Genomic DNA, 24,754 nt, shown 5'->3' with positions numbered 1-24,754 from the left:
CAATGACCGATCCCGTCGTTCTCTTCAACGAAATCAAGACTGCCAACGGCAAGCGCTTCGGCGTTGCCACGCTCAATTCGCCTGCATCGCTCAACTCGCTGTCGGTGGCGATGGTGCGACTGCTCATCCCGAAGCTGCGCGAATGGGCGCGGGACGACGGCGTGATCGGCGTGCTGCTCGATGCATCGGGCGAGAAGGCCTTCTGCGCCGGCGGCGACCTGCGGCAGCTCTACCAGACGCTGCTTGAATGCGGGCCCGCGCGCAACACCTACGCGGAGGAATTCTTCAGCGAGGAGTACGAACTCGACTACCTGATCCACACCTTCCCCAAGCCTTTCCTGTGCTGGGGGCACGGGATCGTGATGGGTGGTGGTGTTGGCTTGATGTCGGGCGCGTCGCACCGTGTCGTCACGCTGCAAAGCCGCGTCGCGATGCCCGAGATCAACATCGGCCTGTATCCCGACGTCGGCGGAAGCTGGTTCCTGCGCCGCGCGCCTGGGCGGGTGGGGCTCTTTCTCGCGCTGACGGCGGCTCCACTGAACGCGGCCGATGCGATCTTCTGCGGGCTCGCCGACATCGTGGTCTTGCACGAGCGCAAGTCGCAGGTGCTCGACGGCATCGCGGGCGCGGCCTGGCAAGGCGAACCGAAAGCGGATCGGGCATTGCTGTCGCGCCTGCTCGCGAAGGCGGGCGAGGGCGCGGAGAAGCAATCATCGAAGCTGCGCGAGCATTTCGACACGATCAACGATCTGATGGCTGGCGACGATCTGCTCGACATCGCGAATCGCCTGCGCACGCTGAAGTCGGACGATGCATGGCTGCAGACCGCCGCCGCAACGTTTATCAAGGGCTCGCCGAGTTCGGCAGCGCTGTCCTTTGCGCTCTGGCAGCGCGTCACCCGCATGTCGCTCGCCGAGGTGTTCCGCCTCGAGTACTGGGCCTCGCTCGGCTGCTGTGCGCACAAGGACTTCGCCGAAGGCATTCGCGCGCTGCTGATCGAGAAGGACCGCAACCCGCGCTGGAGCCCGGCGACGCTCGAAGAGATCACGCCCGAGTTCATCGAAGACCACCTGCGCGTGCGCGCGCCGGGGCCGCATCCGCTGGCCGCGCTCGTCTGAACCTCTTTCATCGCCAACAAGACAACGGAGACATCCTATGAAGATCGCATTCATCGGCCTCGGGAACATGGGCGGCCCGATGGCCCTGAACCTGAAGGAGGCCGGCCACGAGGTCCGGGGCTTCGACCTCTCCAAGCCCGCTTGCGAGAAGCTCGCGGCCGATGGGCTGGGCATCGCCGCATCGACGGCCGATGCGATCGCCGGCGCCGACGTCGTGATCAGCATGCTGCCCGCGAGCCAGCATGTCGAATCGCTCTACCTCGGCAGCGACGGCAAGCCCGGGCTCATGGAGCAGATCCCCGCCGACACGCTGGTGATCGACAGCAGCACCATCGCTGCCGCAACGTCGCGCAAGGTGGCCGAGGCCGGTGCGAAGCGCGGCGTGGCGGTGATCGATGCGCCGGTCTCCGGCGGCACAGGCGGTGCGATCGCGGGCACGCTGACCTTCATGGTCGGCGGATCGGAAACGGACCTCGAACGCGCGCGTCCCGTGCTCGAAAAGATGGGCGCCAACATCTTCCACGCCGGTGGCGCCGGTGCAGGGCAGACCGCGAAGATCTGCAACAACATGCTGCTCGGCATCCTGATGATCGGCACCTCGGAAGCCATCGCGCTGGGCGTCGCCAACGGGCTCGATCCGAAGGTGCTGTCGGAAATCATGCGCCGCAGCTCGGGCGGCAACTGGGCGCTCGAAAAGTACAACCCGCTGCCGGGCGTGATGGAAGCCGCGCCCGCTTCAAAGGGCTACGCGGGCGGTTTCGGCACCGACCTGATGCTGAAGGATCTCGGCCTCGCACAGGAGAACGCGGCTGCCGTGCGTGCGGCCACGCCGCTGGGTGGGCTCGCGCGCAATCTCTATGCAGCGCACAGTCTTGCGGGGCATGGCGCGCTCGATTTCTCGAGCGTGATCAAGCTGGTGCAGGCCAGGTCCACGTAGAGCGCGCCGCGCGCGCGGCGCGCGCCGTCGTTACTGCGGCACGACGCGGGCCATGTGGCCCTGGCCCTGGATGAACACGCGCTGACCCACACGCAGGCCCGGCGTCGTAGGCTGGGTCACTTCGACGAGCACGCCGCTGTCCGTGCGAACGAAGATTTCCTGGCCAGGCTGCGAACCTGCGGCGTTGTTCGCGACCTGCGCGCCGGCCATGCTGCCGCCGATCGCGCCGGCCACCATCGCCACATCGCGTCCCGTGCCGCCGCCGATCAGGCTGCCGAGGCCGACGCCGGTCAGGCCGCCGACCACCGCGCCCACGCCCGTATGGGCTTCGCTGCGAATGGTGGTGGGAGTGATCTGCTCGATCTTGCCCTGCGTGATCGCCATCGGCGCCTGCTGTTGCGGTGCCGCGCAAGCGGTCAGCATGAGAGCCGTGGCGACGGCGGCGATGCGGGTGTGCAACTGGAATGCCATGATGAACGTCGCTCCTTCGTCGAGATGGGTTGTCGTTTCGAGACTGCGATGCGGAGTCTGACGCGATTCGCCACCGACGCCAAGGCTGTTCGGGGCGCTTCCTTCCCCGCTCGGCTTCTGCTAGGACGCGACGAAGCCGTTCGGCCTGGCGTCAGAAGGCCAGCGTCGGGTTGCGGTGCAACTCATCGCGTTTGCGCTGCTGGCGGACGAGGTCGCAGCGAGGATGACTGGCGTACTGAGGCTTGTCGCAGTGCGCCGCTTCGCAACGGGCGGCAAATACGAAGTTGAGCGTCTCGCAGCCGCTGCGCGGGTCGAGCGCGCCGACGCGCGCGGGAGGCGCGGCCCGGGGCGCCTGCCTGCGTTCTGCCGGTGGAGGCGAGGGGGTCAATGCCGCGACCGGCGGAGACGCCGCTGCCGGAGGCGCGTCCGCACCGGCGACTTGCGCTGCGCCGCTGGATGGGGCGACCGCCGCCTCGCCGGGTGCCAGCGATGCGCCTAGCGACACGATCTCCGGCGCCGGTGTCGAGGCCTTGGGTTTGTCCGCCGCGATGGCGGCCGGTGGGACCGCAGCGGCTGGCTTCGCGACATGGGCGGGGGCGTTCGCCGAGGACGTGGACGATGCGGGCGGCCGCAGCAGGTGCGCGTACCACGCAGCGATGCCCCCCAGCAGCACCAATACCGCCACGCCGACCCCGATCCACAGCCCGATCAGCGATCGGGGCTCGATCTCCACCGGCATGGCCACGGCCGCCGTCGAGGCGACGGAGCGAGCCGGCATCGCCCGCATCGTTTCCAGCATCGACGGCTGCGTCGGCGTGAAGTGCGGCAGCTTGCGCGCGCAGCCGTGGCAGAACATCGCGGCGTCGCGGTTCTCCGTCTGGCATGCGGGACAGATCACTGACATGGGTCACTCCGAGTGCGTCGGCGACGCGAAGCATCCACTCTCGGTCGGCTCCGGGGCAAAGTCTGCCAGCCGCCGCCTACTTTGGAGCGGTCAGGCCCCGAGTTGGTCCTTGAAGAAGTCCATCGTGCGCGACCACGCCAGCCTGGCGGCCTCCGCGTCGTAGCGGGGCGTGGTGTCGTTGTTGAAGCCGTGCTGCGTACCCGGGTACTGATAGACGTGGAACTTCACGTTGGCGGTCTTGAGCGCGGCTTCGTAGGCAGGCCATGCGGCATTGATGCGCTCGTCGACGCCGGCCTGATGGACCAGCAGCGGGGTCTTGACCTTGGCCGCTTCGGACGGCGCCGGCGTGTTGCCGTAGAAGGCGACCGCGGCGTTGAGTTCGGGCATTCGCGTGGTCAGGGTGTGGACCATGCCGCCGCCGTAGCAGAAGCCGACGGCGCCGATCTTTCCGGATGAATCCGGCCGGTCCTTGAGCCAGTTCGCGGCCGCGACGAAGTCCTCGCGCGCGCGGCTCTGGTCGAGCTTGGCGAAGGCTTCGCGCGCCTTGTCCTCGTCGCCGGGATAGCCGCCGAGCGGCGTCAGCCCGTCGGGCGCGAAGGCCATGAATCCATCGAGCGCGAGGCGGCGCGCGATGTCCTCGATGTGCGGGTTCAACCCGCGGTTCTCGTGGATCACCAGCACCGCGGGCAGCTTCCTGGAACCCGCGTTCGCAGGCCGCACCAGATAGCCGTTGACCGTGCCGTTGCCGGCCGTCGAGGGGTAGCTGACGCGCTCGGCCTTGAGACGCTGATCGCCGGGCGGCACCTGCTGGCCGGCCGCGTAATCGGGGCTCAGCGCCGCGAGCAGTCCGGCCGCGGTGACGCCCGCCTTCGCGAACTTCTGTGCCTGCGAAAGGAAGCCGCGGCGGTCGAGGTTGCCATGCACGTAGGCGTCGAAAAGAATGAGCAGTTCCTGGTCGAAATCCTTGGCGGTGAGACGTGGCTGCATCGGTAGCTCCTTGAGATGGGAATTGACGTGGCGATTCAGATCTCGCGGCCGAGCCCCTGTGCGCGCAGCACGGCCTTGAGTCGGCGCACCTCGTGTTCGAGGTCGAGGATCAGTGCGGCGGCATCGACCTGCACGCCGAAGTCGCGTTCCAGGCGGCGGACTTCGAGTGCGCACTGCAGGTCGCTGCTGTGAAAGCGCCATTGCTCGGGCTGCTCTCCCGCTTCGCGCGATTCGATGATCCCGACCTCGACGAGTTGAACCACCCAGTCGATCTCGGCGCCGCAGGCGTGGGCGAGTTCCTCGGCGGCGAGGGGATGCGAAGCGCTGAGCGCGGTCGTCGTGACAGTCACGGTAGCCATGGTCGTCAAACTCCAAGATGGCGGCGCGGGTTGAAGGGCGCGGCCTGTGCCAACTGTTCGTAAGCCTTGCGGGCGGCCTCGGAATCGGCCGGCGGCAGCGCGATCTCGAGCAACAGGTAGAGATGGCCCGGCGGCTTGCCCGGCAGGCCGCGTTCCTTGAGCCGCAGCTTGAGGCCGTTGCGCGCGTTCGGCGGCACGGTCACCTCGACGATGCCGCCGGTCGGCGTGGGCACCTGCACCTTCGCGCCGAGGGCGCCTTCGGTCGGCGTGACCGGCAGCGTCATGTAGAGATCGCGGCCCTCGATGCGGTAGAGCTTGTGCGGCGCGATGCGCACTTCGAGGTAGAGGTCGCCCGGCGGCTCGCCGCCGTGGCCCGGCATGCCCTGGCCCGCCAGGCGGATGAACTGGCCCGGATGCACGCCTGCCGGGATCTTCACGCTCAGCGTGCGTGTCTTCCATTGCGGGCGGCCCTGCTCGTCGATCTCCTGCGAGCGCAGCGTGATCTCGCGTTCGGCGCCCTTGATCGCGTCTTCGAGCGCGATCTCGATGGCGGCGTGGTGGTCCTCGCCGCGCGCGCGGTAGTTGCGCCGCTGGGCACCGCGCCGCTCCGCCGCACCGAACAGCGACGAGAAGAATTCGCTGAACTCGGCGTGGTCGGCCGGCCCCGCATTGGGGCCGCGATGGAACTCGAAGCCTTCGTCCCATCCGGGCGGCGGCTGGAATCCGCCATCCGGGCTGCCGCCGCGCGCGACGTGATCGGCCAACTGATCGTAGGCCGCACGCTTTTCCTTGTCGCGCAGCACGTCGTTCGCCTCGTTGATCTCGCGCATGCGCGCATCGGCGTCGGCTTCCTTGCTGACGTCGGGGTGGTACTTGCGCGCGAGCTTGCGATAGGCCTTGCGCACATCGTCCTCGGAGGCGCCGCGTTCGAGGCCGAGGATCTTGTAGTAGTCCTTGAAGTCCATGGCGATGGGTTCCGGAAGAATGCGGCGAATGGCGCGATCAGGCCAGGGCGGCCCCGCCATCCACCTGCTGCAGGAGGGGTTTCAGGCGCCATGTGGTGCCGCTGCGCTCGAATCGCAAGGGCTGCGCATTGCCGAGCACACCGAGATCGACCGGCACGCCCAGCAGCGCCGCGAGCACGTAGAGCGTGCCGCCGTGCGCGACGACGAGCACCGGCCCGGGGTGCGTCAGCGCATGCTCGAGCGCAGCGCGCGAGCGCTCGATGAACGCCGGCAGGGTCTCGCCGTTCTCGGGCTCGCAGGCCCAGTCGATGTGGGCCGAGGATGTGCCGATGAGCGCGCCGAAGTTGCGCTCGCGCAGCCCCTCGACCACCAGCGGCGCGATGCCGTGCGGCACCGAGACCGTGTGCGCGGTTGTCAGCGCGCGCACCACGCCGCTGCTGAGGATGCTGCGCACCGGCTCGCCGGCGAGGATCGCCGCCGCGTTGTGCGCCTGCTGCACCCCGAGTTCGCTCAACGGCTCATCGGTGGCCTGGAAGATGCGGCGTGCGTTGCATGCGGTCTGCCCGTGGCGCAGGAAATAGAAGTGGTCGCACGCGGGCGAGAGCGGCTGCCGGGCAGCCAGTTCGGCGAGGAGTTTGAGGCCTGTCGTCATGGGGGTCTTGAATCGGCAATCAGAGCAGCCACTCGATGGGAAGGATTTCCAGGAAGTCGATCCACAGTCGCTTGACCGGCCCCGCGCCGGGTTCGGAGGAATAGCGCGTCTCGCCCGTGGGATCGACGTCGATCCATTCGAGTCCGCGCCCGTCGGATTGCCGGCGCACGAGATAGGCGCGCGTGGGGATGGTGGTGTCGAACTGCTGCGAGAGGTGGCCGGCCAGCGCCGGGCTTTCGATGACCACGCCCATCTCGGTGTTGAGCTTGGCGGAACGTGGATCGAGGTTGTAGGAGCCCACGAAGATGCGTTCGCGGTCCACCGCGAAGGTCTTCGCATGCAGGCTCGCGGCCGAGCTGGCGCGGCTGCCGCTGCCCGGGAGCCCGCGTGCCCTGTCCTCGTCCTTGCCCTTTTCCTTGTCCGGGGGCGGCACAGCCGAGCCCGACTTCAGCTCGTAGAGCACCGCACCGCCCGCGAGCAGCTCGCCCCGGTACTTGGAATAGCCCGCATGCACCGGGCTCACGTCGGTGGCCGAAAGCGAGTTGGTCAGCACGCGCACCTTCACGCCGGTCTGCGCGAGTTCGACGAGTGATCTGGTCCCATTGGCGCCCGGCACGAAGTAGGGCGACACCAGGTCGAGTTCGCGCTTGGGCTGCCCCATGGCCTGGAGCAGCTTCGGCAGCATCTGCAGGTCGCTGCGGTCCATCGGCTGCAGCACCTTCGACGGATCGTCATGCAGCACGCGCGCGGTGGTCCACTCGAAGTCGAGCTTCTCGCCCGCCAGTTGCGCCATCAGCGGCGTGTTGCGCACCGCTTCCAGGTATCGCAGGGCGTCGGGATTCTGGTGGACCTTGTCCCATGCCTCGCGCAGCATCGCGGCGCTGTCGGACTTCGCGGGCGCGAGCACGGTGCCTGCGGGGTAGGCGGAGGCGCTGTTCCAGAACAGGTCGAACTCGTCCGAAACCTGCTGCACCACAGGGCCGATGCCCAGCACGTCCAGGTCCTGGAAGCCCACTTCCATGTTGGCCCCGTAGTACTCGTCGCCGATGTTGCGGCCGCCGACGATGGTCGCCTTGTTGTCCGCGGTGAACGACTTGTTGTGCATGCGCCGGTTGACGCGAGAGAAGTCCGAGACGAAGTCGCCCGCCCGGAAACCGCGGTTCGCGAACGGGTTGAACAGGCGGATCTCGATGTTTGGATGCGCATCGAGCGCCGCGAGCGTCGCATCGAGCCCGCCGGTGTTCGCGTCGTCCAGCAGCAGCCGCACGCGCACGCCGCGCTCGGCGGCCTCCCAGATCGCCTGCCAGAGCAACTGGCCGGTGGTGTCGTTGTGCCAGATATAGTACTGGAGATCGAGGCTGCGGTCCGCGAGCTTTGCCAGGACCACCCGCGCCGCGAAGGCATCTTCCGCGAGGACCAGAGGATGGATGCCGGACTTGCCGGGATGTGCCGACGTCAGCGGCCGGGTTGCCTGGCCCAGGCGCGTATCGGCGGTGTCCGTGAGCGCGGTCGTCGGCGTCCGTTCGACGCTTGCCGGCAGACTTGCACAGCCGGTGAGCAGCAGTCCGAGGATGAAGGCGACGATTGCGCGTGAAGCGGTCATGGTCACGATGCCGGCAATGACGATGCGGGCATTCTAGGGACCTGCTGCCAGGGCACGATTACAGCTTCGGGATGCGCAAGGTCTTGCTGATCATCAGGGTGCCCGAGAGCCCGAACAACAGGGCCAGCGGATGCAGCACCCACGGGCCGAGCGTCCATGCGCCGCCCCAGATGTCGCTGCCGATGCGGCCCTGCCAGGCGGCGAGCGCGAGGATGCCCACGAGCACCACGCTGGTGGGAATGGGCGTGCCCTCGAAGTACTTGACCTTGTCCGCGCCCTCGGAGAGCGCTTCGGCCGTCACGTTGTAGCGCGCGAGCCGGCTCACGCCGCAGCAGACGAAGTAGATCAGGACCACGCAATCCCAGCCGCCGTTGAGGCCTGCCGCGAAGCCGAGCGATGCGGGCAGCACGCCGAAGGAGATGACGTCCGCCAGTGAATCCAGTTCCCGGCCCAGCGCGGAATGCGTCTGCCGCCAGCGTGCGATGCGGCCGTCGAATACATCGAATACGAATGCGGCCGGCGCGAGCGCCGCAGCCCAGAGGAAGTAGGCGACCGACTGGCTGGCGATGAAGGCCATCGCAAGGAAGATCGCCCCGACGCCGCACGCCGCGTTGGCGAGGGTGAAGAAGTCCGCGAGGTGGAAGCCGCGGATCATCGAGAAGTGCTTCGGGGCGGGGCGCGTGCCGGAGGCTGGGTTGGGCATGGGCTGTTCCTTGGTCGGACCTGCGGGACACCTTAGCGCAAGTCGGGGCCGCGGGGTGTAGTTGCTACGCGGAAGGTGCCGCCGCCGTCACCGATCGCGCCTCGACGATGCGCGCGAAGCGTCCGAGCAATCCCGCGGCTGCAGGCGTGGGCTTCACCCGCGCTTCGACGGCGCCGGGGTCCGCGCCCTCGGCGCGAATCGGCTCGGCGAGGTGCTCGACATAGCCGCGCATGATCTCGTCGTCGAATTCGGGGTGGAACTGCAGGCCCCAGGCGCTGTCGCCGATGCGGAAGGCCTGCGTCGACTCGAAGTCGTTGCCTGCGAGGCGCACTGCATCCTTGGGGAGGCGCAGCGCGCTTTGCCGGTGCACCACATGCGCATCGAAGCGCGGCGGCAGTCCTTGCGTGAGCGGATCGTCCGCTGCCTCGGGCTGGAGTTCGACCTGCACCGTGCCGATCTCCATGCCTGCCGGATGGTCGCCGGCCTCGCCGCCGAGCGCATCGGCCAGGAGTTGGTGACCGAAGCAGATGCCGAGTACCGGCGTGCGATGCGCCACGAGCTGCCTGAGCCATTGGCCGGTGCTTTCGCTCCACGGTTCGCGGTGCGACACCATGGCATGCGAGCCGGTCACGATGGCGCCGGAGAGCGTGGCGGGATCCGGCAGGGTGTCGCCGCGGCGTGGATCGAGCACCACGACGGGCAGGGGCGTGTCGCCGAGTCCGGCGGCGATCCAATTTTCGAAGTCGCCGCGGCGTTCGCGCAGCGGCTCGAAGGTGTCGCCGACCTTGATGATCGCGAGGGGACGGGGTTCGAGGTCTTCCATGCCTTCGATCATGCCGGAATCACGCCGGTGCGCCATCGGCGGCCTGGATGGCCTCCCGCAGCCCTCGCGCCACATGCGACGTCAGCTCCTGCCGCTGTGGTGCCTCGCGCCAGCGCAGGCGGTTGCCGGATTCCCAGTCCGGATGGCTGCGCGCCGGCTGCGCGGTACGCACCACGTCGGCCAGCGCGTGGCGGTCGATGCCGACCGGGCCATCGGCGCCGATACGATCCACCGCCGCGTGCCCGCGGTATTCGAGCGCGCGAAGAAGCCGCACCTGCCAGCCCATCAGCACGAACAGCACCCGGTCTTCCACCGTGAGCTCGTGCACGTCGCGCAGCTTGTTGGCGAGTTTGCGTCCGAGCGGGCCGAGCCCCTGCGACATGGCGCCGCCGATCGCCCCGCCCAGCGCGGCGCCGGTGCCGAGCGACAGGCCGGCCAGCGCGAGATCGGCCACCACGCCCACCGCCGCGCCCACGGCCACACCTTTGCCGAGAAGAATGCCTGCGTCTTTCATGGCCTCGGGATGGAAGAAGTCCATGGTCCAGCGGCCTTCGATCGCAGGAAGCGGCGCTTCGTCGGCATCACCTTCGCGGAAGCCATGCAGAGTCAGCAGGTCGTCGGCACAACGCTGCGCCTTGTCGAAAAGCGACTTCTGCAATTCGGCGACGAGACGATGACGCCCGTGTTCGTCGGCGAATTCGGCGGCGCTCGCGGTGCGGCGCATCGCGGTGGCATCGACGAGCAGTTCGGCGATGCGCTGGCACGCGGCCGTCCGGCGCTGCGAGAACTCGGCGTCGAGCGATGCGGCGACCTTGTCGAGTTCGGCCCGCCGGTCGCGCAGCAGCGTCGAGAGATCGCGGTACAGCTCGCGTTCCGCGCCCACGAAAGGGGCGGCCGCGTCGAAGCGCACCACCACGTGCAGGCCGTAGGCGGACAGCAGGTCCTTCCATGCGTTCTCGCGGTGCGCGGCGCCGTGCAGGAAGTTCAGCACCGGCAGCACCGGGCGGGCGCAGGCATTGAGGAGTTCGACCTCCGCGCGGAACTTGGGCAGCACCGGCTCGCGCGCGTCGATCACGAGAAAGGCCGCATCGATGTCCAGCATCGCGCGAAGGACCTTCGCCTCCTGCTCGAACACGCCGTGCGCCTCCGGGCTCCGGAGAAAGCCGCGGATGCGATCCGGCGGCGTCAGGCCCTTGTCGAAGGCTTCGAGATGCTCGCGCAGCGCGACGGCGTCTTCGAGGCCCGGCGTGTCGAAGAAGCGCACGGCCGTCCGGCCGCCGACGTCGAGGTCGACCGATTCGACGTGCCTCGTGGTGCCGGGTCGCTCCGACACCTCGCCGAAGTTCACACGCCGCGTGAGGGTGCGCAGCAGCGAGGTCTTGCCGGCATTGGTGTGGCCGACCACGGCGATGCGGATGGGTCTGTCGGGGGTCATGTCCAGTCCTGGAGCATAGGCTCCAGCGCGTCGCCGGCGCCGAGGCCGTCGAGCCCGGAATCGGCCAGCCAGGTGTGCCAGCGGCGGCGCGCTTCGTCGCTGGCCGTCCCGAAGAGCCAGAGGCGGCATTCGCCACAGAGGGCCAGCACCTCGCGCAGGAAGCGCTCGGTGCCGCGATCGGGGCTGGAGGCGGCGTGGCAGCCGACGAGCACCCGCCGCGGCCGCAGCTGCGACAGCGTGTCGAGCAACTGGCGTCGCGCCGCGGCGCTGCCGTCGATGCGCATCGCGCGCGCACCTCGCATGTCGAGCGCGGCGGGCGGCCAGGGGAGTTCGTCGGGCAGTTCGAAGCCGACGGCCATCAGTGTGTCGGTCGTGTCGCCCTGTGGCAGCCGTCGCAGCGCGGGATGCGGCGAGGAACCGGGATCGGCGTCCACGATGCTCGGGAGCGCGAGCGCATCGAAGCGCGCGATCAGCTTGCGGTAGTAAGGCAGCGAAAGATCGGGCGACAGCGCGTTCCGGCGAATGCGCCAGACGGCGGCGCAAAGCAGCGCGAAGGCCAAGCGCGGAATCAGCCCGTAGACCACGATGCAGCCCGTGAGCCACAGCGCCCAGTCGCGCTGGCTCGATGCGGCCGCCGTCGGCGAGCGCACCGCCTGCGCATCCGGCACCGGAAAACCAAGCTGCGCCGGCCCGTGGCCCAGCCACCGGACGGCCCGCACGAAGAAATCGGGATCGAGGATCGTGGTTTCCCAATTCAGCGTGTAGTTGCGAAACGCCAGCGCGAACAGCATGGCCGCGATCACCACCGCGAACGACAGCGACCAGATGGCATGGCTGACGAATCCCAGCGCCCAAGGCAGCAGCCGGGCCTGTCCGAGCAGGCGTGTGACGCCGCGCAGCAGCACCGGCGCCTGCCCCCGCTGGCCGCCAGCCACCCGGGCGGTGAGCGCCATCCAGATCCACCCCAGGGATGCATTGAAGGAACCGAGCGGCGCCAGCAGTCCGATCAGCCAGAGCAGCAGCGTGAAGAGATGCAGGCCCAGCAGGCTCGCGAGCGCGACGACGATGTTGATCCGGCGCTCGCCGCCGCCGAGCACATTGCCTGCGAGCGACAGTCCCGCGATGACGATGATCGCCACCAGCGCGAGCAGCACCCAAGGCGCCCAGGCGCGGGCGCGTGCGAGTTCGGAGGCGAGTCCCGTGCGGTCGGCGAGCATGCGTGCGCGCTGCGCGATCCGGTGCGCGACATCGGTGCCGGCCCCGGCCGCCTCGCGCATGGCCTGCGAGTCTTCGAGCGGCCCCGTCTCTTCGATCGACCGCACCGCCTCGGTGAGCGTTGCGTCCAGGAACGAAGAAGGTTGCGCCACGGGGTTCGACTGCTTTCTTGTTTCGCGGCTCGGAGCACTCCGGCCGGAGGGGAGCAGGAAATTATGCCCGTGGCGACCGGGAGCAACGCCCACGAAATGTCCGCGGCTACGGCCTCATCAACTTCACGCGCAGGGGAAGGGGAGAGTCTTCAGCGAAGGCCGCGAAGCAGGCCCCTTTGCAGGCACCCGCGGAGCCGGCTCCGCCGGGCCGCCGGGTGCGCCCCCTTGAGGGGGGAGGCGGCTACACGAAGTGAGCAAGCAACGGGGGTGGTTTCATCTCAGGCCGAAGAACGACAGCACGGCGACCACGACGACGACCAAACCGACGATGTAGATGATGGAATTCACGGTTGAAACTCCTCTGTTGAAGACGGTTCCAGACTGCCCATCGCACCGTCCCGCCGGTGTCGGCGGGGTGCACTGCCCACTGTAGGACGCCCGGGTCAGGCTGTCGACGTCTCCGCCGCTTCGGCGTCCTCGTCCTCGCTGCCGTCGCCGAGGAACCCGCCGCTCTGGTGCGCCCAGAGCCGCGCATAGAGGCCACCCTTCGCCAGCAGCGTCTTGTGGTCGCCTTCCTCGACCACGCGGCCGTTGTCCAGCACCACCAGCCGGTCCATCGCGGCGATGGTCGACAGCCGGTGCGCGATTGCCACCACGGTCTTGCCTTCCATGAGGCGGTAGAGGCTGGCCTGGATCGCCGCCTCGACCTCGGAATCGAGCGCGCTGGTGGCTTCGTCCAGCAGCAGGATCGGCGCATCCTTCAGCATCACCCGCGCGATCGCGATGCGCTGGCGCTGGCCGCCCGAGAGCTTGACGCCGCGTTCGCCCACATGTGCCTCGTAGCCCTTGCGGCCCGCCGGATCGCCCAGTGTCTGGATGAAGGCGTGCGCCTCGGCGCGTTCGGCTGCGGCCTGGATCGCGGCCGCGGTCGCATCGGGCTTGCCGTAGCTGATGTTGTCGGCCACCGAGCGGTGCATCAGCGAGGTGTCCTGCGTGACCATGCCGATGTGGGCGCGCAGGCTGTCCTGCGTGACATGCGCGACGTCCTGACCGTCGACGAGGATGCGGCCGCTGTCGAGGTCATGAAAGCGCAGCAGCAGATTCACCAGCGTCGACTTGCCGGCGCCCGAACGCCCGACCAGGCCGATCTTTTCGCCCGGCGCGACGGTGAGCGTGAGGTCGTCGATCACGCGCCGGCCCGCCTCGCCATAGCGGAAGCTCACGTGCTCGAAGCGGACTTCGCCGCGCGGCACTTCGAGCGTTGCGGCACCCGGCGAATCGACCACGGTGCGGGGACGCGACAGCGTCTTCATGCCGTCCTGCACCGTGCCGATGTTCTCGAACAGGCTGGTCATCTCCCACATGATCCAGTGCGACATGCCTTGCAGCCGCAGCGCCATCGCGGTCGCCGCGGCCACCGCGCCGACGCCGATCGTGCCCTGCGCCCACAGCCAGAGGCCCATGCCCGCCATGCCCGCGGTCAGGCCCATGCTGAGCGTGTGGTTGGTCATCTCGAAGGCGCTCACCAGCCGCATCTGCGCGTAGCCGGTCTGCATGAACTCCTGCATCGCCGCGCGCGCGAAGCCCGCCTCTCGGTGCGCGTGCGAGAAGAGCTTGACCGTCGCGATGTTGGTGTAGGCGTCGGTCACGCGGCCGGTCATCGATGCGCGCGCATCCGCCTGCGCCTTGCCGATGTGGCCGAGGCGCGGCACGAAGAAGACGAGCTGCGCGACGTAGAGCGCCAGCCAGATGACGAAGGGCAGCATGAGCTGCCGGTCGAGCACTGCCGCCAGCACGATCATCGTCGCGACGTACACGCACATCGCCACCAGCACGTCGGCCAGCACGAAGATCGTGTCGCGCACCGCGAGCGCGGTCTGCATCACCTTGGCCGTGATGCGGCCCGCGAATTCGTCCTGATAGAAGGCCATGCTCTGGCCGAGCATCAGGCGGTGGAAGTTCCAGCGCAGCCGCATCGGCAGGTTGATCGCGAGCGTCTGGTGCTTGACGATGGTTTGCAGCGCGACCACCGCGATGCTCGCGACCAGCGCGAAGCCGAGCCAGGCCAGCGTGGTGCCTCGGTCTTCCCAGAGCCGCGCAGGATCCTGTCCGCCGAGCCAGTCGACGATGCGGCCGAGGATCGCGAACAGCAGCGCCTCGAAGGCCGACATCGCCGCAGTGAGCAGCGCCATCGCGGCAATCGCGCCGCGCAGCCCCTGCGTGCACGACCAGACGAAGGCCAGGAAGCCGTTCGGCGGCAGCCGGGGTTCGTCGGGTGGATAGGCGTCGAGGCGTTTTTCGAAGAAGCGGAACAAGGCGGACGGTCTCCAGTGAGGGGCCGACTGTACCGGCGCGCACGGTCCTGCGTGTGGCGGCTAGACCTTGCCCAATCGCGCGCCGAGGAAATCGATGAAGCTGCGCAGCTTGGGCGCCATGTATTGCCGGCTGGTGTAGACGGCGAACAGGGTTACCGGCGGAGCGGCATAGTCCGGCACCAGGCGCACCAGCCGGCCCGCGGCCAGATCGTCGTCGATCAGCCATTCGGGCAGGAACGAGATGCCGATGCCGGCATGCACCGCATGCAGCGTCAGGTTGGTGTCGTCGGACTTCATGACCGGCTGCAGCCGCAGCGGCGCCTGCCGGCCGCCCGGGCCCTTGAGCGCGAATCCTTCGAGGTTGACGTAGCTGGGCACGATCGCATCGAGCTTTGCGAGATCGGCCGGCGTGGCGGGCAACTCGCCGCGTGCAATGCACCCGGGCGCGGCCACCAGATGGAACTGCAGCTTGCACAGCGGCCTGGCGATCAGCGCAGGGGAGGGCTCCTGCGTCGCGCGCAGCGCGAGGTCGTAGCCATCGGCGGCGAGGTCGACCTTGCGGTTCTCCAGATGCATGTCGACCACGACTTCGGGACATTGCGCGCGATAGCCCGCCAGCACGCGCGCGAACCGCGGCGTGGCGCACCACACGGGCGCGCTCACCTTGAGTTGCCCGCGCGGCGTCGCGCTTGTCTGTCCGATGGCGGCCTCGGCCGCATCGAGCAGGTCGAGCGCGCGACCGCTCTGCTCATACCAGGCCTGCCCGGCTTCGGTGAGGCTCAGGTGGCGGCTCGATCGGTGCAGAAGGCGCGCGCCGAGCGACTTTTCGAGCTGCGCCACATGCTTGCTGGCCATCGGCGCGGAGATCCCGATGCGTTCCGCCGCGGCGGTGAAGCTGCCGGATTCGACCACCTCGCGGAAGACGCGAAGGCTCGTCAGACGGTCCATGTCGATTTCCTGTGGAGAAACGAATCGATGCATCGTAGCCCATCGATTTCTTTGGCGGAAATCTTTAGACTCGACTCAAGGAGTCATCCATGAGCAACACCACCCCACGTCTTCCCACCTATTTCATCTCGCATGGCGGCGGCCCCTGGCCGTGGATGAAGAAGGAGATGGGCCACGCCTACGACAAGCTCGAGGCCTCGCTGGCCGACATGCCGCGCCAGATCGGCCGCACGCCGGCCGCGATCCTGATGGTGTCCGCGCACTGGGAGGAGCCTGCCTTCACCGTGATGGGCAATCCGCGCCCGCCGATGATCTACGACTACGGCGGCTTCCCCGCGCACACCTACGAGGTGCACTACGATGCCCCCGGCTCGCCCGAACTCGCGCGCCGCGTGCAATCGCTGATCGAATCGGCCGGGCTGCCGGTGCGCATCGATCCGGAGCGCGGCTTCGACCACGGGATGTTCTCGCCGATGGCTGCGATCTATCCCAAGGCCGATGTGCCCGTCGTGCAACTGTCCCTGCGGCGTGGACTCGACCCGGCGGAGCACATCGCGCTCGGCCGCGCCATCGCACCGTTGCGCGACGAGAACGTGCTGATCGTCGGCAGCGGCTTGAGCTATCACAACCTGCGTGCCTTCGGTCCGCAGGCGCGCGACGTGTCGAAGGCGTTCGACGACTGGCTTGGCGACACCGCGTTGCGCGCGACCGGCGAGCGCCGCAACGAGCGCCTGCTGCAATGGTCCGCCGCGCCCGCCGCGCGCATCGCGCATCCGCGTGAAGAGCATCTGATCCCGCTGATGGTCGCCGTCGGCGCGGCCGAAGATGAAGCGGGCGAACTCGTCTATCACGAGGAAGGCTTCATGGGCGGCATCGCCGTCTCCAGCTACAGGTTCGGATAGCCCGCACCCTGGCGCGGCCGGCGCGTCACAATGCGTCGGTGCCTTACTTCTCCACCTACGAACCCCGCGCGGAAGCCGAAGCCGTCCGCCTGATCGAGCGCGTCGATGCGCTTGCCACCCACCACGACGTCGAGCACGGCGGCGTCCGCGTGCGATGGCGCCGCTTCGGCACCGACACGTCGAATCCGCCGCTGGTGCTGCTGCATGGCGGCCATGGCAGCTGGATGCACTGGCTGCGCAACGTGGAGGCGCTCTCGGCCACGCGCTCGCTGTGGCTGCCCGACATGCCGGGCTTCAACGATTCCGATGCGATGGCCGAACCGGCGCCGGGCCAGTCGCTGATCGATGCCTTCCTCGACACGCTGTGCGCGACGCTCGACGAACTGGTCGGCGCCGAAACCCGCATCGATCTCGGCGGTTTTTCCTTCGGCGGCCTGATCGCGTCCAAGCTCGGCGCGAGGCGCGGCCGCATCCGCCGGATGATCCTGATGGGCAGCGGCGGCCACGGCACCCTGCGACGCATGACGGTCGAGATGATCAACTGGCGCGCCGCCGAAGATCGCGACGAGGAGCGCGCCGCGCTGCTGCACAACCTCGCCGCGCTGATGGTGCATGACAGGGCATCGATCGATGCGCTGGCCTTCGCGATCCACGACATCTCTTGCCACGGCACGCGCTTCCGCAGCAAGGAGATTTCGCTTTCGGGCGGCTTGCAGGCGGCGCTGGACACCATCGGCGGGCCGCAGCTGCTGGTCTGGGGCGAGCACGATGTCACCGCCGATTCGCGGCCGCTGGTGGCACAGCTCGTCAAGGATCATCCGCTGCGCGAAGGCACGGTCATCGAGGCGGCGGGACATTGGGTGCAGTTCGAGCGCGCCGACGAAGTCAACGCGCGGATGCTGCGCTTCCTGTCGGAGCCGCCGCACCCATGACCCCCGTGATCGCCACCTATTCGGATGGCATTCATCGCGCCGGTGTCGTCGCGCTCTGGCGCAGGACCTTCGACTACGGCACGCCGCACAACGACCCGGACTACTCGCTCGACATGAAGCTGCTGGCCGATGACGGATTGCTGTTCGTCGCGCTGGAAGACGGCGCCGTGATCGGCACCACGATGGCCGGTTTCGACGGCCATCGCGGCTGGATCTACTCGGTGGCGGTCGATCCGGCCTTTCGCCGCCGCGGCGTCGGGGCCGCGCTGGTGCGGCGTGCCGAGCAGGCGCTTGCAGCGGCCGGCTGCCCCAAGATCAATCTCCAGATCGTCAGCGGCAACGAGCAGGTGGTCGGCTTCTATGAAGCCTTGGGTTTCAGCGTCGAGCCGCGCATCAGCATGGGCAAGCGGCTCCCGTGGCGCGAACGTCGTGTCTTGGCGAAGGGCGAGTAGCGGCGGGTCCCGCATGCGAAAGCTCAGCGGCCGGTTGCCCTGGTGGAGACCGCATTCGCCGAGCCGGCGCTATACGGCCAGAGACGCAGCATTCCTCCGCCAGAACGCCGCATCCGGCATGGTCCCCGCGCCGGCCGCCGCGTTGTCCACCATGTGCTCCGGCCGGCTGGTGCCGGGGATGGTGCAGGTCACGGCCGGATGGCTCAGCACGAACTTGATCAGCACCTGCGCCCAGCTCGTGCAGCCGATCTCGGCGGCCCAGTCGGGCAGCGGCTTGTCGCGCAGCCGGCGCAGCAGCCCGCCGCCGCCGAACGGCATGTTGACGATCACCGCCACGCCGCGTTCGGCGGCGAGCGGCAGAAGTCGTTTCTCGGCGTCGCGCGCATCGATCGAATAGTTGATCTGCAGGAAGTCGAGCTTCTGCGCGCGCAGCACCGATTCGACTTCGCCATACGCCGAGGCGGTGTAGTGCGTGATGCCGATGTAGCGCACGCGGCCCTGGTCCTTCCAGCCGCGCAGCGTGGCGAGGTGCGTGCGCCAGTCGACGAGGTTGTGCACCTGCATCAGGTCCATGCGCTGGGTGCGCAGCCGGGCGAAGGACTGCTCCATCTGCGCAATGCCCGCGTCGCGGCCCGAGGTCCAGACCTTGGTCGCGAGAAAGGCCCCCACGCTCGGCACTTCGTGTCCTCGCTGCCCCCCGCGGGGGTGCTTTCCGTCTTGGGGCGGCCCGGCGACAGAAAAGGCCCTGGCGTGCTGGTTCGACGCGGCCAGCAGCTCGCCGGTGGTTTCCTCGGAGCGGCCGTACATCGGCGAGCTGTCGATGACCGAGCCCCCGGCCGCGAACAGCGCATCGAGCACGCCCGCCAATCGCCCGTATTCGGGCGTGCCGGGGCGCTGGTCGAAGCCGAGCCAGGTGCCGCAGCCGACCACCGGCAAGGCTTCCTGCGTGGAGGGAATGGGGCGAGTGTTCATGCGGGGCCTGCCTGGCTGCTGTGGCTGCTGCGCGAGCGTGGGGGACGCGGGAATGGCGGCGCCGGCACACAGCGCCACGCCCAGCCGCAGCAGCCGGGCGCGCGTGAGGAGGAGGGCGCCTGCATCGGTCATCGGACGCAGTATCCGGAACGGACTGCACGCCCGCGCAGGCTTCGCGCGGTTCCCGGGATGGCCGTCCGGGATTACAAGAAAATTCTCTTAACGGGTGCGGAAATGCTGTATAAAAATACAGTAAAACTGCATCATGGGCCTGCCTTTCCTCGACTCCTTTTCCGCTGCCGCCCGCCATGGCGTCTGGCATGCCGACGAACTCGGCAGCGCCGACGCGCAGGTCATCGGCACCGGCCACGCCTCACTCGATGCCGAGCTGCCCGGCGGCGGCTGGCCGGTCGGTGCGATGACGGAACTGCTGCAGACCGAGCCGCAGGACCCGATCTGGCCGCTGTTGCTGCCCGGCCTCGTGCAGGCGGTGCAGGCGCGGGGCGGGCCGGTGGTGCTCATCGGCGCGCCTTGCGAGCCCTTCTGCGCTTCGCTGGCCGCGCATGGGCTGGCGCCCGAGTCGCTGATGTGGGTCCGCAGCGACGCGCCGGCCGCGCGCCTGTGGGCTTGCGAGCAGGCTTTGCGCTGCGCCGACGTGGGTGCGGTGCTGGCTTGGCTGCCGCAGGCCCGGGTCGGCGAACTGCGTCGGCTGCAACTGGCGGCGGCGCAGCACGACGCACTGCTTTTCGTCTGCCGGCCCGAGACGGTGGCGCAATCGGCTTCGCCCGCGCGGCTGCGGTTGCACATCGTGCGCAGCGCGGCCGATGCGGGGCAGGTCGAACTCCACCTCCTCAAGCGGCGCGGTCCGCCGCTCGGCACGCCGGTGATTGCCCCGGCGCGCAGCGCGCGCATGAGCGCCTTGCTCGCCGCTGCACGTGTGCGTCGCAAGCTGCGCCTGCAGCAGAGCGCGTCGGTGCCGGAAGCGGCCGATTCGGCCACCGTGGTCCACATCGACGCGTGGAAGGAAGGACGCCATGCACTGGATCGCCTTGTGGTGGTGTGAAAGTCCACCCCCAGCCTCGCCCACTTCGTGTGGCTCGGACACCCCCTCCAGGGGGCGCACCCAGCGGCCCGGCGGAGCCGGTTCCGCGGGTGCCCTGGCTCCCGCCGCGTCGCTGTTGCCGTCCCGTGAAGCCTTGAGCTGGTGGGCGCTGCAGTTCACGCCGCACGTCGCCTGGCAGGACGAAGCCCTGATGCTCGAAGTCGCCGCCTGCGAGCGGCTCTGGGGCGGGCGGCTGAGTCTCCTGCGCCAGCTCTCCGGCACCAACCCGGCGCCCGGTGCCCGCCTGCTGGGCGCGCAGGGCGCCACCAGCCTGGAGGCGCTCGCGCGATTGCGGCTCATGGTGCGCGGCGAACGCCGGCCCGACGACATGCCGGGCGGCCTGCCGCTGGACACGCTCAGTGCCGCGCGCGATCACCTCGACCTGCTCGCGCGCCTGGGCTGCCGAACCTGGGGCGACGTGGCCGCCTTGCCGCGCGGCGGGTTCGCGCGGCGCTTCGGTGCGGCGCTGCGCGAGGCGCTCGACGTGGCCTGGGGGCAGCGCCCCGAAACCCATGTCTGGCTCCAACTGCCCGACGTGTTCGAGCAGAAGCTGGAGTTGCCCGCGCTGGCCGAGAACGCCCATGAACTCATGTGGTCGGCCAACCGCCTGCTCGCGGCGCTTTCGATCTGGCTGCGCGCGCGCCAGCGTGGCGCACGGGCGCTCGAGCTGCAATGGACGCTCGACCTCAAGCGCTTCAACGGCGTCGACCTGCCGCCGCACCAGCACATCACCGTGCGCACCGCCGAGCCCACGCAGGACATGGCGCACCTGCGCCGTCTCCTGGCCGAGAAACTCGCGCTCACCACGCTGGCCGCGCCCGCGAGCTGGCTGCGGCTGCGCTCCCTCGAAACCGATCCATGGGCCGGCGCCAGCACCAGCTTCCTGCCGGAGGACAACCGCAAGGGCGACAAGCTCCACGAGATGGTCGAGCGGCTCAGCGCGCGGCTCGGCCCGCAGCAGGTGCTCGTGCCGGTGCCGCATGAAGATCACCGCGCCGAGCGCATGCAGACGTGGCGGCCCGCAGTCCAAAGCCCGAAGCCTCCCGCCGACCCCGGCCGGCGCAGCCGGGCCCGTTCGGGAAATGCCGTGGAACCGGCTTCGCCGGGCCACAGGCGTTGCCCCCTGCAAGGGGGTGGAGAGCGACACGAAGTGCGCGAGCCTGGGGGTGTGCTTCCAGCCTGGCTGCTGTCCGAACCGCTGCGACTCGACATGGACGGCGAGCGCCCCTGCTACCGCGGCCCGCTGCGCAAGCTGATCGGACCGCAGCGCGTCGAGGCCGGCTGGTGGGGCGGCACGAAAGACGGGGGCCAACCGGCGGTGCGCGACTACTACGTCGCCGAAAGCCCCGAGGCCGGCCTCGTGTGGATCTATCGCGAGCGCGTGCCGACCCGCTTCGCCGATACCGAAGTGCGCTGGTATCTGCAGGGCCTCTATGCCTGAACTCAGCGACAGGAAGCAGCGCTCCCTCGTGCTGGCCGAGGTGCATCCGTTGCCGCAGCGGCCGCAACCCATGCCGGGCCTGCCCGCCTACGCGGAACTGCACTGCGTCACCAACTTCAGCTTCCAGCGCGGCGCCTCCACGCCCGAGGAAATGGTGGAACGCGCCTATCAGCTCGGGTATTCGGCGCTCGCGATCACCGACGAATGCTCGGTGGCCGGCATCGTGCGCGCGCACGTGGGCTTGCGCGAACTGCCGGCCAAGCTCGATGCCTACGAGAAGGAACATCCCGAAGAGCCGCCGATCCCGCGCAACCCGGATTTCCGGCTGCTCTTCGGCAGCGAGTTCCGCTTCGAGCGCTTCCGGCTCGTGGTCATCGCGAACGACACCGAAGGCTGGGGCAACCTCTGCGAATTCATCACCGCCGCGCGCAACACCGAACTGCCCAAGGGCGACTACCGCGTGCGTTGGGACGAGAGCGACGTCGCCTCGCTCGCGCACTGCCAGATCCTCTTCGTGCCCGACCGTCCGTCCGACGGCGCGGTCGATGGCGCCACGCTGCACGAAGACCTTCTCGCTGCGAAAGCACTCTACGGCGACAACCTCTGGCTCGTGGTCGAAATGCTCAACGAGCTCGACGACGACCTCTGGTTCGTCACCCTCGTCGAGGCGGGCGAGCGCGCCGGCGTGCCGCTCGTCGCGGCCGGCGACGTGCACATGCATTCACGCGGGCGCAAGCCGTTGCAGGATGTGCTCACCGCCGTGCGCGAAGGCCGCCCCGTCGCCGAATGCGGCTTCGCGCTGCAAGTCAACGCGGAGCGCCATCTGCGCATGCGCATGCATATCGCGGGTCTCTACACCGGCGAGATGCTCGCCAACACCTTGCGCGTGGCCGACCGCTGCCGCTTCGATCCCGAGGTCATCCGCGAGAACTACAAGTACCCGCTCGAAAGCGTGGGCAGCAACGAAACGCCGGCCGAGACGCTGGTGCGCAAGACCTGGGAGGGCGCGCGCGACAAGTACCCGGGCGGCATTCCGCAGAAAGTCTCCGGGCAGCTGGAGCGCGAACTCGCGCTCATCATCGAGATGAAGTACGAGATGTTCTTCCTCACCGTCGAGGACATCGTGCGCTTCGCCCGTTCGCAGAAGATCCTCTGCCAGGGCCGCGGCTCGTCGGCCAACTCGGCGGTGTGCTTCTGCCTGGGCATCACCGCGATCGACCCCGAAAAGGGCCACCTGCTGTTCGAGCGCTTCCTGAGCCGCCACCGCCACGAGCCGCCCGACATCGACGTCGACTTCGAGCACCAGCGGCGCGAAGAAGTCATCCAGTACATCTACAGGAAGTACGGCCGCGAGCGCGCCGCCATCGCCGCCGTCGTCATCTGCTACCGCGCCCGCAGCGCGCTGCGCGACGTGGGCAAGGCGCTCGGCATCGATGCGCGGCTGGTCGACGAATTCGCGAAGGACCACTACTGGTTCGACGATGCGGTGCTCGGCGAACAGCTGCGCACCGCCGCCGAGCGCGTGAACGTGCAGGAAGACGAACTCAAGCTGCGACAGTGGATCGACCTCACGCATCGGCTCCGGGGCTTTCCGCGACACCTCAGCCAGCACGTCGGCGGTTTCGTGCTCACGCACACGAAGCTCACGCGGCTGGTGCCGGTCGAGAAGGCCTCGATGAAGGACCGCTCGGTCATCCAGTGGGAAAAGGACGACCTCGAAGCCATGGGCATGCTCAAGGTCGACGTGCTCGCGCTCGGCATGCTCAGCGCGATCCGGCGCGGGCTCGAACTCATGAACCGCTGGCGTGGCACCGCGATGGAGATGCACCACATTCCCAACGACGACCCGAAGGTCTTCGACATGATCTGCGACGCCGACACCATCGGCGTCTTCCAGATCGAGAGCCGCGCGCAGATGTCGATGCTGCCGCGCCTGAAGCCGCGCTGCTACGAAGACCTCGTGATCGAAGTCGCCATCGTGCGGCCCGGGCCGATCCAGGGCGGCATGGTGCATCCCTACCTCAAGCAGCGCGAGCGCCTGCGCAAGGGGCAGGCCATCACCTACGAGAAGGACGAACTGCGCCCCGCGCTGGAGCGCACGCTGGGCGTGCCGATCTTCCAGGAACAGGTGATGCAGATCGCGATGATCGCCGCCGACTTCAGCGCCGACGAGGCCGACCAGCTGCGCCGGGCCATGGCCGCGTGGAAGCGCAAGGGCGGCCTCGGCAAGTTCCACGACAAGCTCGTGAACGGCATGGTCGGGAAAGGGTACAAGCCGGCCTTCGCGGAATCGATCTTCAAGCAGGTGATGGGCTTCGGCGACTACGGCTTTCCGGAAAGCCATGCCGCGAGCTTCGCGCTGCTGGTCACCGTGAGCAGCTGGCTCAAGCACTACGAGCCGGCGTGCTTCCTCGCCGCATTGCTCGATGCGCAGCCGATGGGCTTCTACAGCCCTTCGCAGCTCGTACAGGACGCGCGGCGCCACGGTGTCGAGGTGCGGCCGGTCGATGCGGGCATGAGCGAGTACGACAGCAGCATCGAGGCCCGCGCGATCGACGCACCGCAAATGCCGGCGGGCACCGATGCGCGCTATGCCGATCGCCTCGGCAACGAGGATCAACCGGCGGTGCGTCTGGGGCTGCGCCGCGTGTCCGGTCTCAGCGAAGCGGGTGCGAAGCGTTTGCTCGCGGCGCGAGCGCAGGGGCCTTTCACCAGCACCGAAGACCTCGCGCTGCGCGCCGAACTCGACGGCAAGGACATGGGCGCGCTGGCCGCCGCCGATGCGCTGATGTCGCTCTCGGGCCATCGCCGCCAGCAGGTGTGGGATGCGACCGCGCAGCGCCGCGCGCCGGCCTTGCTGCGCGGCGTGCCGATCAACGAGCCTGCCCTGCAATTGCCCACGGCGCCTGAAAGCGAGGAGATCGTCGGCGACTACGCCTCGCTCGGCCTCACGCTGCGCCGACATCCGCTGGCGCTGCTGCGTTCCCGGCTGGCACGCATGAACCTGATGAGCGCCGAGCAACTGCGCCCGCTGCCCAGCGGCCAGACCGTGCGCGCCTGCGGCATCGTCATGGGCCGGCAGCGCCCGCAGACCGCCAAGGGCACCATCTTCGTCACGCTCGAGGACGAGACCGGCAACGTCAACGTGATCGTCTGGGGAAGCATGGTCGAGGCCTGGCGCGAGCCGCTGCTCAAGTCGAAGCTGCTGGCGGTGCAAGGCACCTGGCAGCGCGACGAGGAACACGGCGGCAAGGTCCAGCATGTGGTCGCGACCGGTTTCAGGGACCTTACGCCGCTGCTCGGCCGGCTTGCGGAAAGCAACAAGAGCAGGGATTTCCACTAAACCCGGCGAGCATGGGCCACGCC

Annotated in this window: 22 protein-coding genes; 8 read left to right on the top strand and 14 right to left on the bottom strand. The window is 68.8% G+C overall.

The genetic code is table 11. From position 1 onward, the window contains the following. Positions 1-2: 2 nt before the first annotated feature. Entirely contained in the window at positions 3-1,118 is a 1,116-nt protein-coding gene (locus WKW77_RS03435; protein ID WP_340355402.1) for an enoyl-CoA hydratase/isomerase family protein, read from the top strand. 37 nt (positions 1,119-1,155) lie between these two features. Next, positions 1,156-2,055 carry a 3-hydroxyisobutyrate dehydrogenase gene (gene mmsB, locus WKW77_RS03430; protein ID WP_340355401.1) on the top strand — a complete coding sequence of 300 codons (900 nt, stop codon included), beginning with the start codon at positions 1,156-1,158 and terminating at the stop codon, positions 2,053-2,055. A gap of 30 nt (positions 2,056-2,085) precedes the next feature. On the opposite strand, the gene WKW77_RS03425 is transcribed toward mmsB, so the two are convergent. The 13 genes from WKW77_RS03425 to WKW77_RS03365 form a co-directional block, all read right to left on the bottom strand. Next, positions 2,086-2,526, bottom strand: coding sequence for an outer membrane lipoprotein (locus WKW77_RS03425; protein WP_093159865.1), 441 nt, complete (start codon positions 2,524-2,526; stop codon positions 2,086-2,088). Positions 2,527-2,677: 151 nt separating this feature from the next. Continuing rightward, positions 2,678-3,430 (bottom strand): hypothetical protein, encoded by a 753-nt coding sequence (locus WKW77_RS03420; protein ID WP_340355400.1) that lies wholly within the window; start codon positions 3,428-3,430, stop codon positions 2,678-2,680. Between the two features lie 90 nt (positions 3,431-3,520). Continuing rightward, positions 3,521-4,417 carry a dienelactone hydrolase family protein gene (locus WKW77_RS03415; RefSeq protein WP_340355399.1) on the bottom strand — a complete coding sequence of 299 codons (897 nt, stop codon included), beginning with the start codon at positions 4,415-4,417 and terminating at the stop codon, positions 3,521-3,523. A 35-nt stretch (positions 4,418-4,452) separates the two neighbouring features. Then, positions 4,453-4,776, bottom strand: a complete 324-nt coding sequence (locus tag WKW77_RS03410) for a chaperone modulator CbpM (protein WP_340355398.1) — start codon at positions 4,774-4,776, stop codon at positions 4,453-4,455. Positions 4,777-4,781: 5 nt separating this feature from the next. Next, positions 4,782-5,741: a DnaJ C-terminal domain-containing protein gene (locus WKW77_RS03405; protein WP_340355397.1), complete on the bottom strand. Its 960-nt coding sequence runs from the start codon at positions 5,739-5,741 to the stop codon at positions 4,782-4,784. A 37-nt stretch (positions 5,742-5,778) separates the two neighbouring features. Continuing rightward, positions 5,779-6,393 carry a histidine phosphatase family protein gene (locus WKW77_RS03400; protein ID WP_340355396.1) on the bottom strand — a complete coding sequence of 205 codons (615 nt, stop codon included), beginning with the start codon at positions 6,391-6,393 and terminating at the stop codon, positions 5,779-5,781. Positions 6,394-6,412: 19 nt separating this feature from the next. After that, positions 6,413-7,996, bottom strand: a complete 1,584-nt coding sequence (locus WKW77_RS03395; RefSeq protein WP_340355395.1) for a phospholipase D family protein — start codon at positions 7,994-7,996, stop codon at positions 6,413-6,415. 58 nt (positions 7,997-8,054) lie between these two features. Further along, positions 8,055-8,699 (bottom strand): CDP-alcohol phosphatidyltransferase family protein, encoded by a 645-nt coding sequence (locus WKW77_RS03390; RefSeq protein ID WP_340355394.1) that lies wholly within the window; start codon positions 8,697-8,699, stop codon positions 8,055-8,057. A gap of 64 nt (positions 8,700-8,763) precedes the next feature. Continuing rightward, positions 8,764-9,522 carry a glutamine amidotransferase gene (locus tag WKW77_RS03385; RefSeq protein ID WP_340355393.1) on the bottom strand — a complete coding sequence of 253 codons (759 nt, stop codon included), beginning with the start codon at positions 9,520-9,522 and terminating at the stop codon, positions 8,764-8,766. Positions 9,523-9,541: 19 nt separating this feature from the next. Further along, entirely contained in the window at positions 9,542-10,957 is a 1,416-nt protein-coding gene (locus WKW77_RS03380; protein ID WP_340355392.1) for a GTPase/DUF3482 domain-containing protein, read from the bottom strand. Next, complete coding sequence (locus WKW77_RS03375; RefSeq protein ID WP_340355391.1) at positions 10,954-12,324, bottom strand: DUF2868 domain-containing protein; 1,371 nt, start codon at positions 12,322-12,324, stop codon at positions 10,954-10,956. Before WKW77_RS03375 ends, WKW77_RS03380 begins: the two co-directional genes overlap by 4 nt. Before the next feature lie 443 nt (positions 12,325-12,767). Further along, entirely contained in the window at positions 12,768-14,639 is a 1,872-nt protein-coding gene (locus WKW77_RS03370) for an ABC transporter ATP-binding protein (RefSeq protein ID WP_340355390.1), read from the bottom strand. Positions 14,640-14,699: 60 nt separating this feature from the next. Continuing rightward, positions 14,700-15,587, bottom strand: coding sequence for a LysR family transcriptional regulator (locus WKW77_RS03365; protein ID WP_340355389.1), 888 nt, complete (start codon positions 15,585-15,587; stop codon positions 14,700-14,702). 89 nt (positions 15,588-15,676) lie between these two features. Between WKW77_RS03365 and WKW77_RS03360 the strand changes: the two genes are divergently transcribed. The 3 genes from WKW77_RS03360 to WKW77_RS03350 are packed head-to-tail and all read left to right on the top strand — an operon-like array spanning position 15,677 to position 17,873. After that, entirely contained in the window at positions 15,677-16,489 is an 813-nt protein-coding gene (locus tag WKW77_RS03360) for a DODA-type extradiol aromatic ring-opening family dioxygenase (RefSeq protein ID WP_340355388.1), read from the top strand. 38 nt (positions 16,490-16,527) lie between these two features. Next, positions 16,528-17,421 (top strand): alpha/beta fold hydrolase, encoded by an 894-nt coding sequence (locus WKW77_RS03355; RefSeq protein ID WP_340355387.1) that lies wholly within the window; start codon positions 16,528-16,530, stop codon positions 17,419-17,421. Continuing rightward, the gene (locus WKW77_RS03350; protein ID WP_340355386.1) at positions 17,418-17,873 is read left to right on the top strand and encodes a GNAT family acetyltransferase; all 456 of its coding nucleotides are present in this window, start codon (positions 17,418-17,420) and stop codon (positions 17,871-17,873) included. The genes WKW77_RS03355 and WKW77_RS03350 overlap by 4 nt, the downstream gene beginning before the upstream one ends. Before the next feature lie 69 nt (positions 17,874-17,942). Here WKW77_RS03350 and WKW77_RS03345 read toward each other — a convergent pair whose 3' ends face one another. Next, positions 17,943-18,977: an aldo/keto reductase gene (locus WKW77_RS03345; RefSeq protein ID WP_422823109.1), complete on the bottom strand. Its 1,035-nt coding sequence runs from the start codon at positions 18,975-18,977 to the stop codon at positions 17,943-17,945. Between the two features lie 133 nt (positions 18,978-19,110). On the opposite strand from WKW77_RS03345, the gene imuA reads away from it, so the two are divergent. From imuA to WKW77_RS03330, 3 genes are read left to right on the top strand one after another with little or no spacing between them, the layout of a single operon-like run. Next, entirely contained in the window at positions 19,111-19,908 is a 798-nt protein-coding gene (gene imuA, locus WKW77_RS03340; RefSeq protein WP_340355385.1) for a translesion DNA synthesis-associated protein ImuA, read from the top strand. Next, positions 19,880-21,388, top strand: coding sequence for a Y-family DNA polymerase (locus tag WKW77_RS03335; protein ID WP_422823108.1), 1,509 nt, complete (start codon positions 19,880-19,882; stop codon positions 21,386-21,388). Before imuA ends, WKW77_RS03335 begins: the two co-directional genes overlap by 29 nt. Next, positions 21,381-24,731 (top strand): error-prone DNA polymerase, encoded by a 3,351-nt coding sequence (locus WKW77_RS03330; RefSeq protein WP_340355383.1) that lies wholly within the window; start codon positions 21,381-21,383, stop codon positions 24,729-24,731. The genes WKW77_RS03335 and WKW77_RS03330 overlap by 8 nt, the downstream gene beginning before the upstream one ends. Positions 24,732-24,754 lie beyond the last annotated feature (23 nt).

Source organism: Variovorax ureilyticus, from assembly GCF_037889935.1.
In the GTDB taxonomy this organism is placed as follows: Bacteria; Pseudomonadota; Gammaproteobacteria; order Burkholderiales; family Burkholderiaceae_C; genus Variovorax; species Variovorax ureilyticus.
The sequence above is the reverse complement of the archived record's forward strand: the minus strand, read 5'-3'. Positions and strand labels throughout refer to the sequence as shown.

What these genes read in the sequence shown, in the direction of transcription:
- mmsB (WP_340355401.1), top strand. Translation starts at nt 1,156, where the DNA reads ATGAAGATCGCATTCATCGGCCTCGGGAACATGGGCGGCCCGATGGCC.
- WKW77_RS03350 (WP_340355386.1), top strand. Translation starts at nt 17,418, where the DNA reads ATGACCCCCGTGATCGCCACCTATTCGGATGGCATTCATCGCGCCGGT.
- WKW77_RS03360 (WP_340355388.1), top strand. Translation starts at nt 15,677, where the DNA reads ATGAGCAACACCACCCCACGTCTTCCCACCTATTTCATCTCGCATGGC.
- WKW77_RS03390 (WP_340355394.1), bottom strand. Translation starts at nt 8,699, where the DNA reads ATGCCCAACCCAGCCTCCGGCACGCGCCCCGCCCCGAAGCACTTCTCG.
- WKW77_RS03435 (WP_340355402.1), top strand. Translation starts at nt 3, where the DNA reads ATGACCGATCCCGTCGTTCTCTTCAACGAAATCAAGACTGCCAACGGC.
- WKW77_RS03400 (WP_340355396.1), bottom strand. Translation starts at nt 6,393, where the DNA reads ATGACGACAGGCCTCAAACTCCTCGCCGAACTGGCTGCCCGGCAGCCG.
- WKW77_RS03385 (WP_340355393.1), bottom strand. Translation starts at nt 9,522, where the DNA reads ATGGAAGACCTCGAACCCCGTCCCCTCGCGATCATCAAGGTCGGCGAC.
- WKW77_RS03420 (WP_340355400.1), bottom strand. Translation starts at nt 3,430, where the DNA reads ATGTCAGTGATCTGTCCCGCATGCCAGACGGAGAACCGCGACGCCGCG.
- WKW77_RS03330 (WP_340355383.1), top strand. Translation starts at nt 21,381, where the DNA reads ATGCCTGAACTCAGCGACAGGAAGCAGCGCTCCCTCGTGCTGGCCGAG.
- WKW77_RS03425 (WP_093159865.1), bottom strand. Translation starts at nt 2,526, where the DNA reads ATGGCATTCCAGTTGCACACCCGCATCGCCGCCGTCGCCACGGCTCTC.
- WKW77_RS03380 (WP_340355392.1), bottom strand. Translation starts at nt 10,957, where the DNA reads ATGACCCCCGACAGACCCATCCGCATCGCCGTGGTCGGCCACACCAAT.
- WKW77_RS03415 (WP_340355399.1), bottom strand. Translation starts at nt 4,417, where the DNA reads ATGCAGCCACGTCTCACCGCCAAGGATTTCGACCAGGAACTGCTCATT.
- WKW77_RS03345 (WP_422823109.1), bottom strand. Translation starts at nt 18,977, where the DNA reads ATGACCGATGCAGGCGCCCTCCTCCTCACGCGCGCCCGGCTGCTGCGG.
- WKW77_RS03405 (WP_340355397.1), bottom strand. Translation starts at nt 5,741, where the DNA reads ATGGACTTCAAGGACTACTACAAGATCCTCGGCCTCGAACGCGGCGCC.
- WKW77_RS03410 (WP_340355398.1), bottom strand. Translation starts at nt 4,776, where the DNA reads ATGGCTACCGTGACTGTCACGACGACCGCGCTCAGCGCTTCGCATCCC.
- WKW77_RS03395 (WP_340355395.1), bottom strand. Translation starts at nt 7,996, where the DNA reads ATGACCGCTTCACGCGCAATCGTCGCCTTCATCCTCGGACTGCTGCTC.
- imuA (WP_340355385.1), top strand. Translation starts at nt 19,111, where the DNA reads ATGGGCCTGCCTTTCCTCGACTCCTTTTCCGCTGCCGCCCGCCATGGC.
- WKW77_RS03335 (WP_422823108.1), top strand. Translation starts at nt 19,880, where the DNA reads ATGCACTGGATCGCCTTGTGGTGGTGTGAAAGTCCACCCCCAGCCTCG.
- WKW77_RS03365 (WP_340355389.1), bottom strand. Translation starts at nt 15,587, where the DNA reads ATGGACCGTCTGACGAGCCTTCGCGTCTTCCGCGAGGTGGTCGAATCC.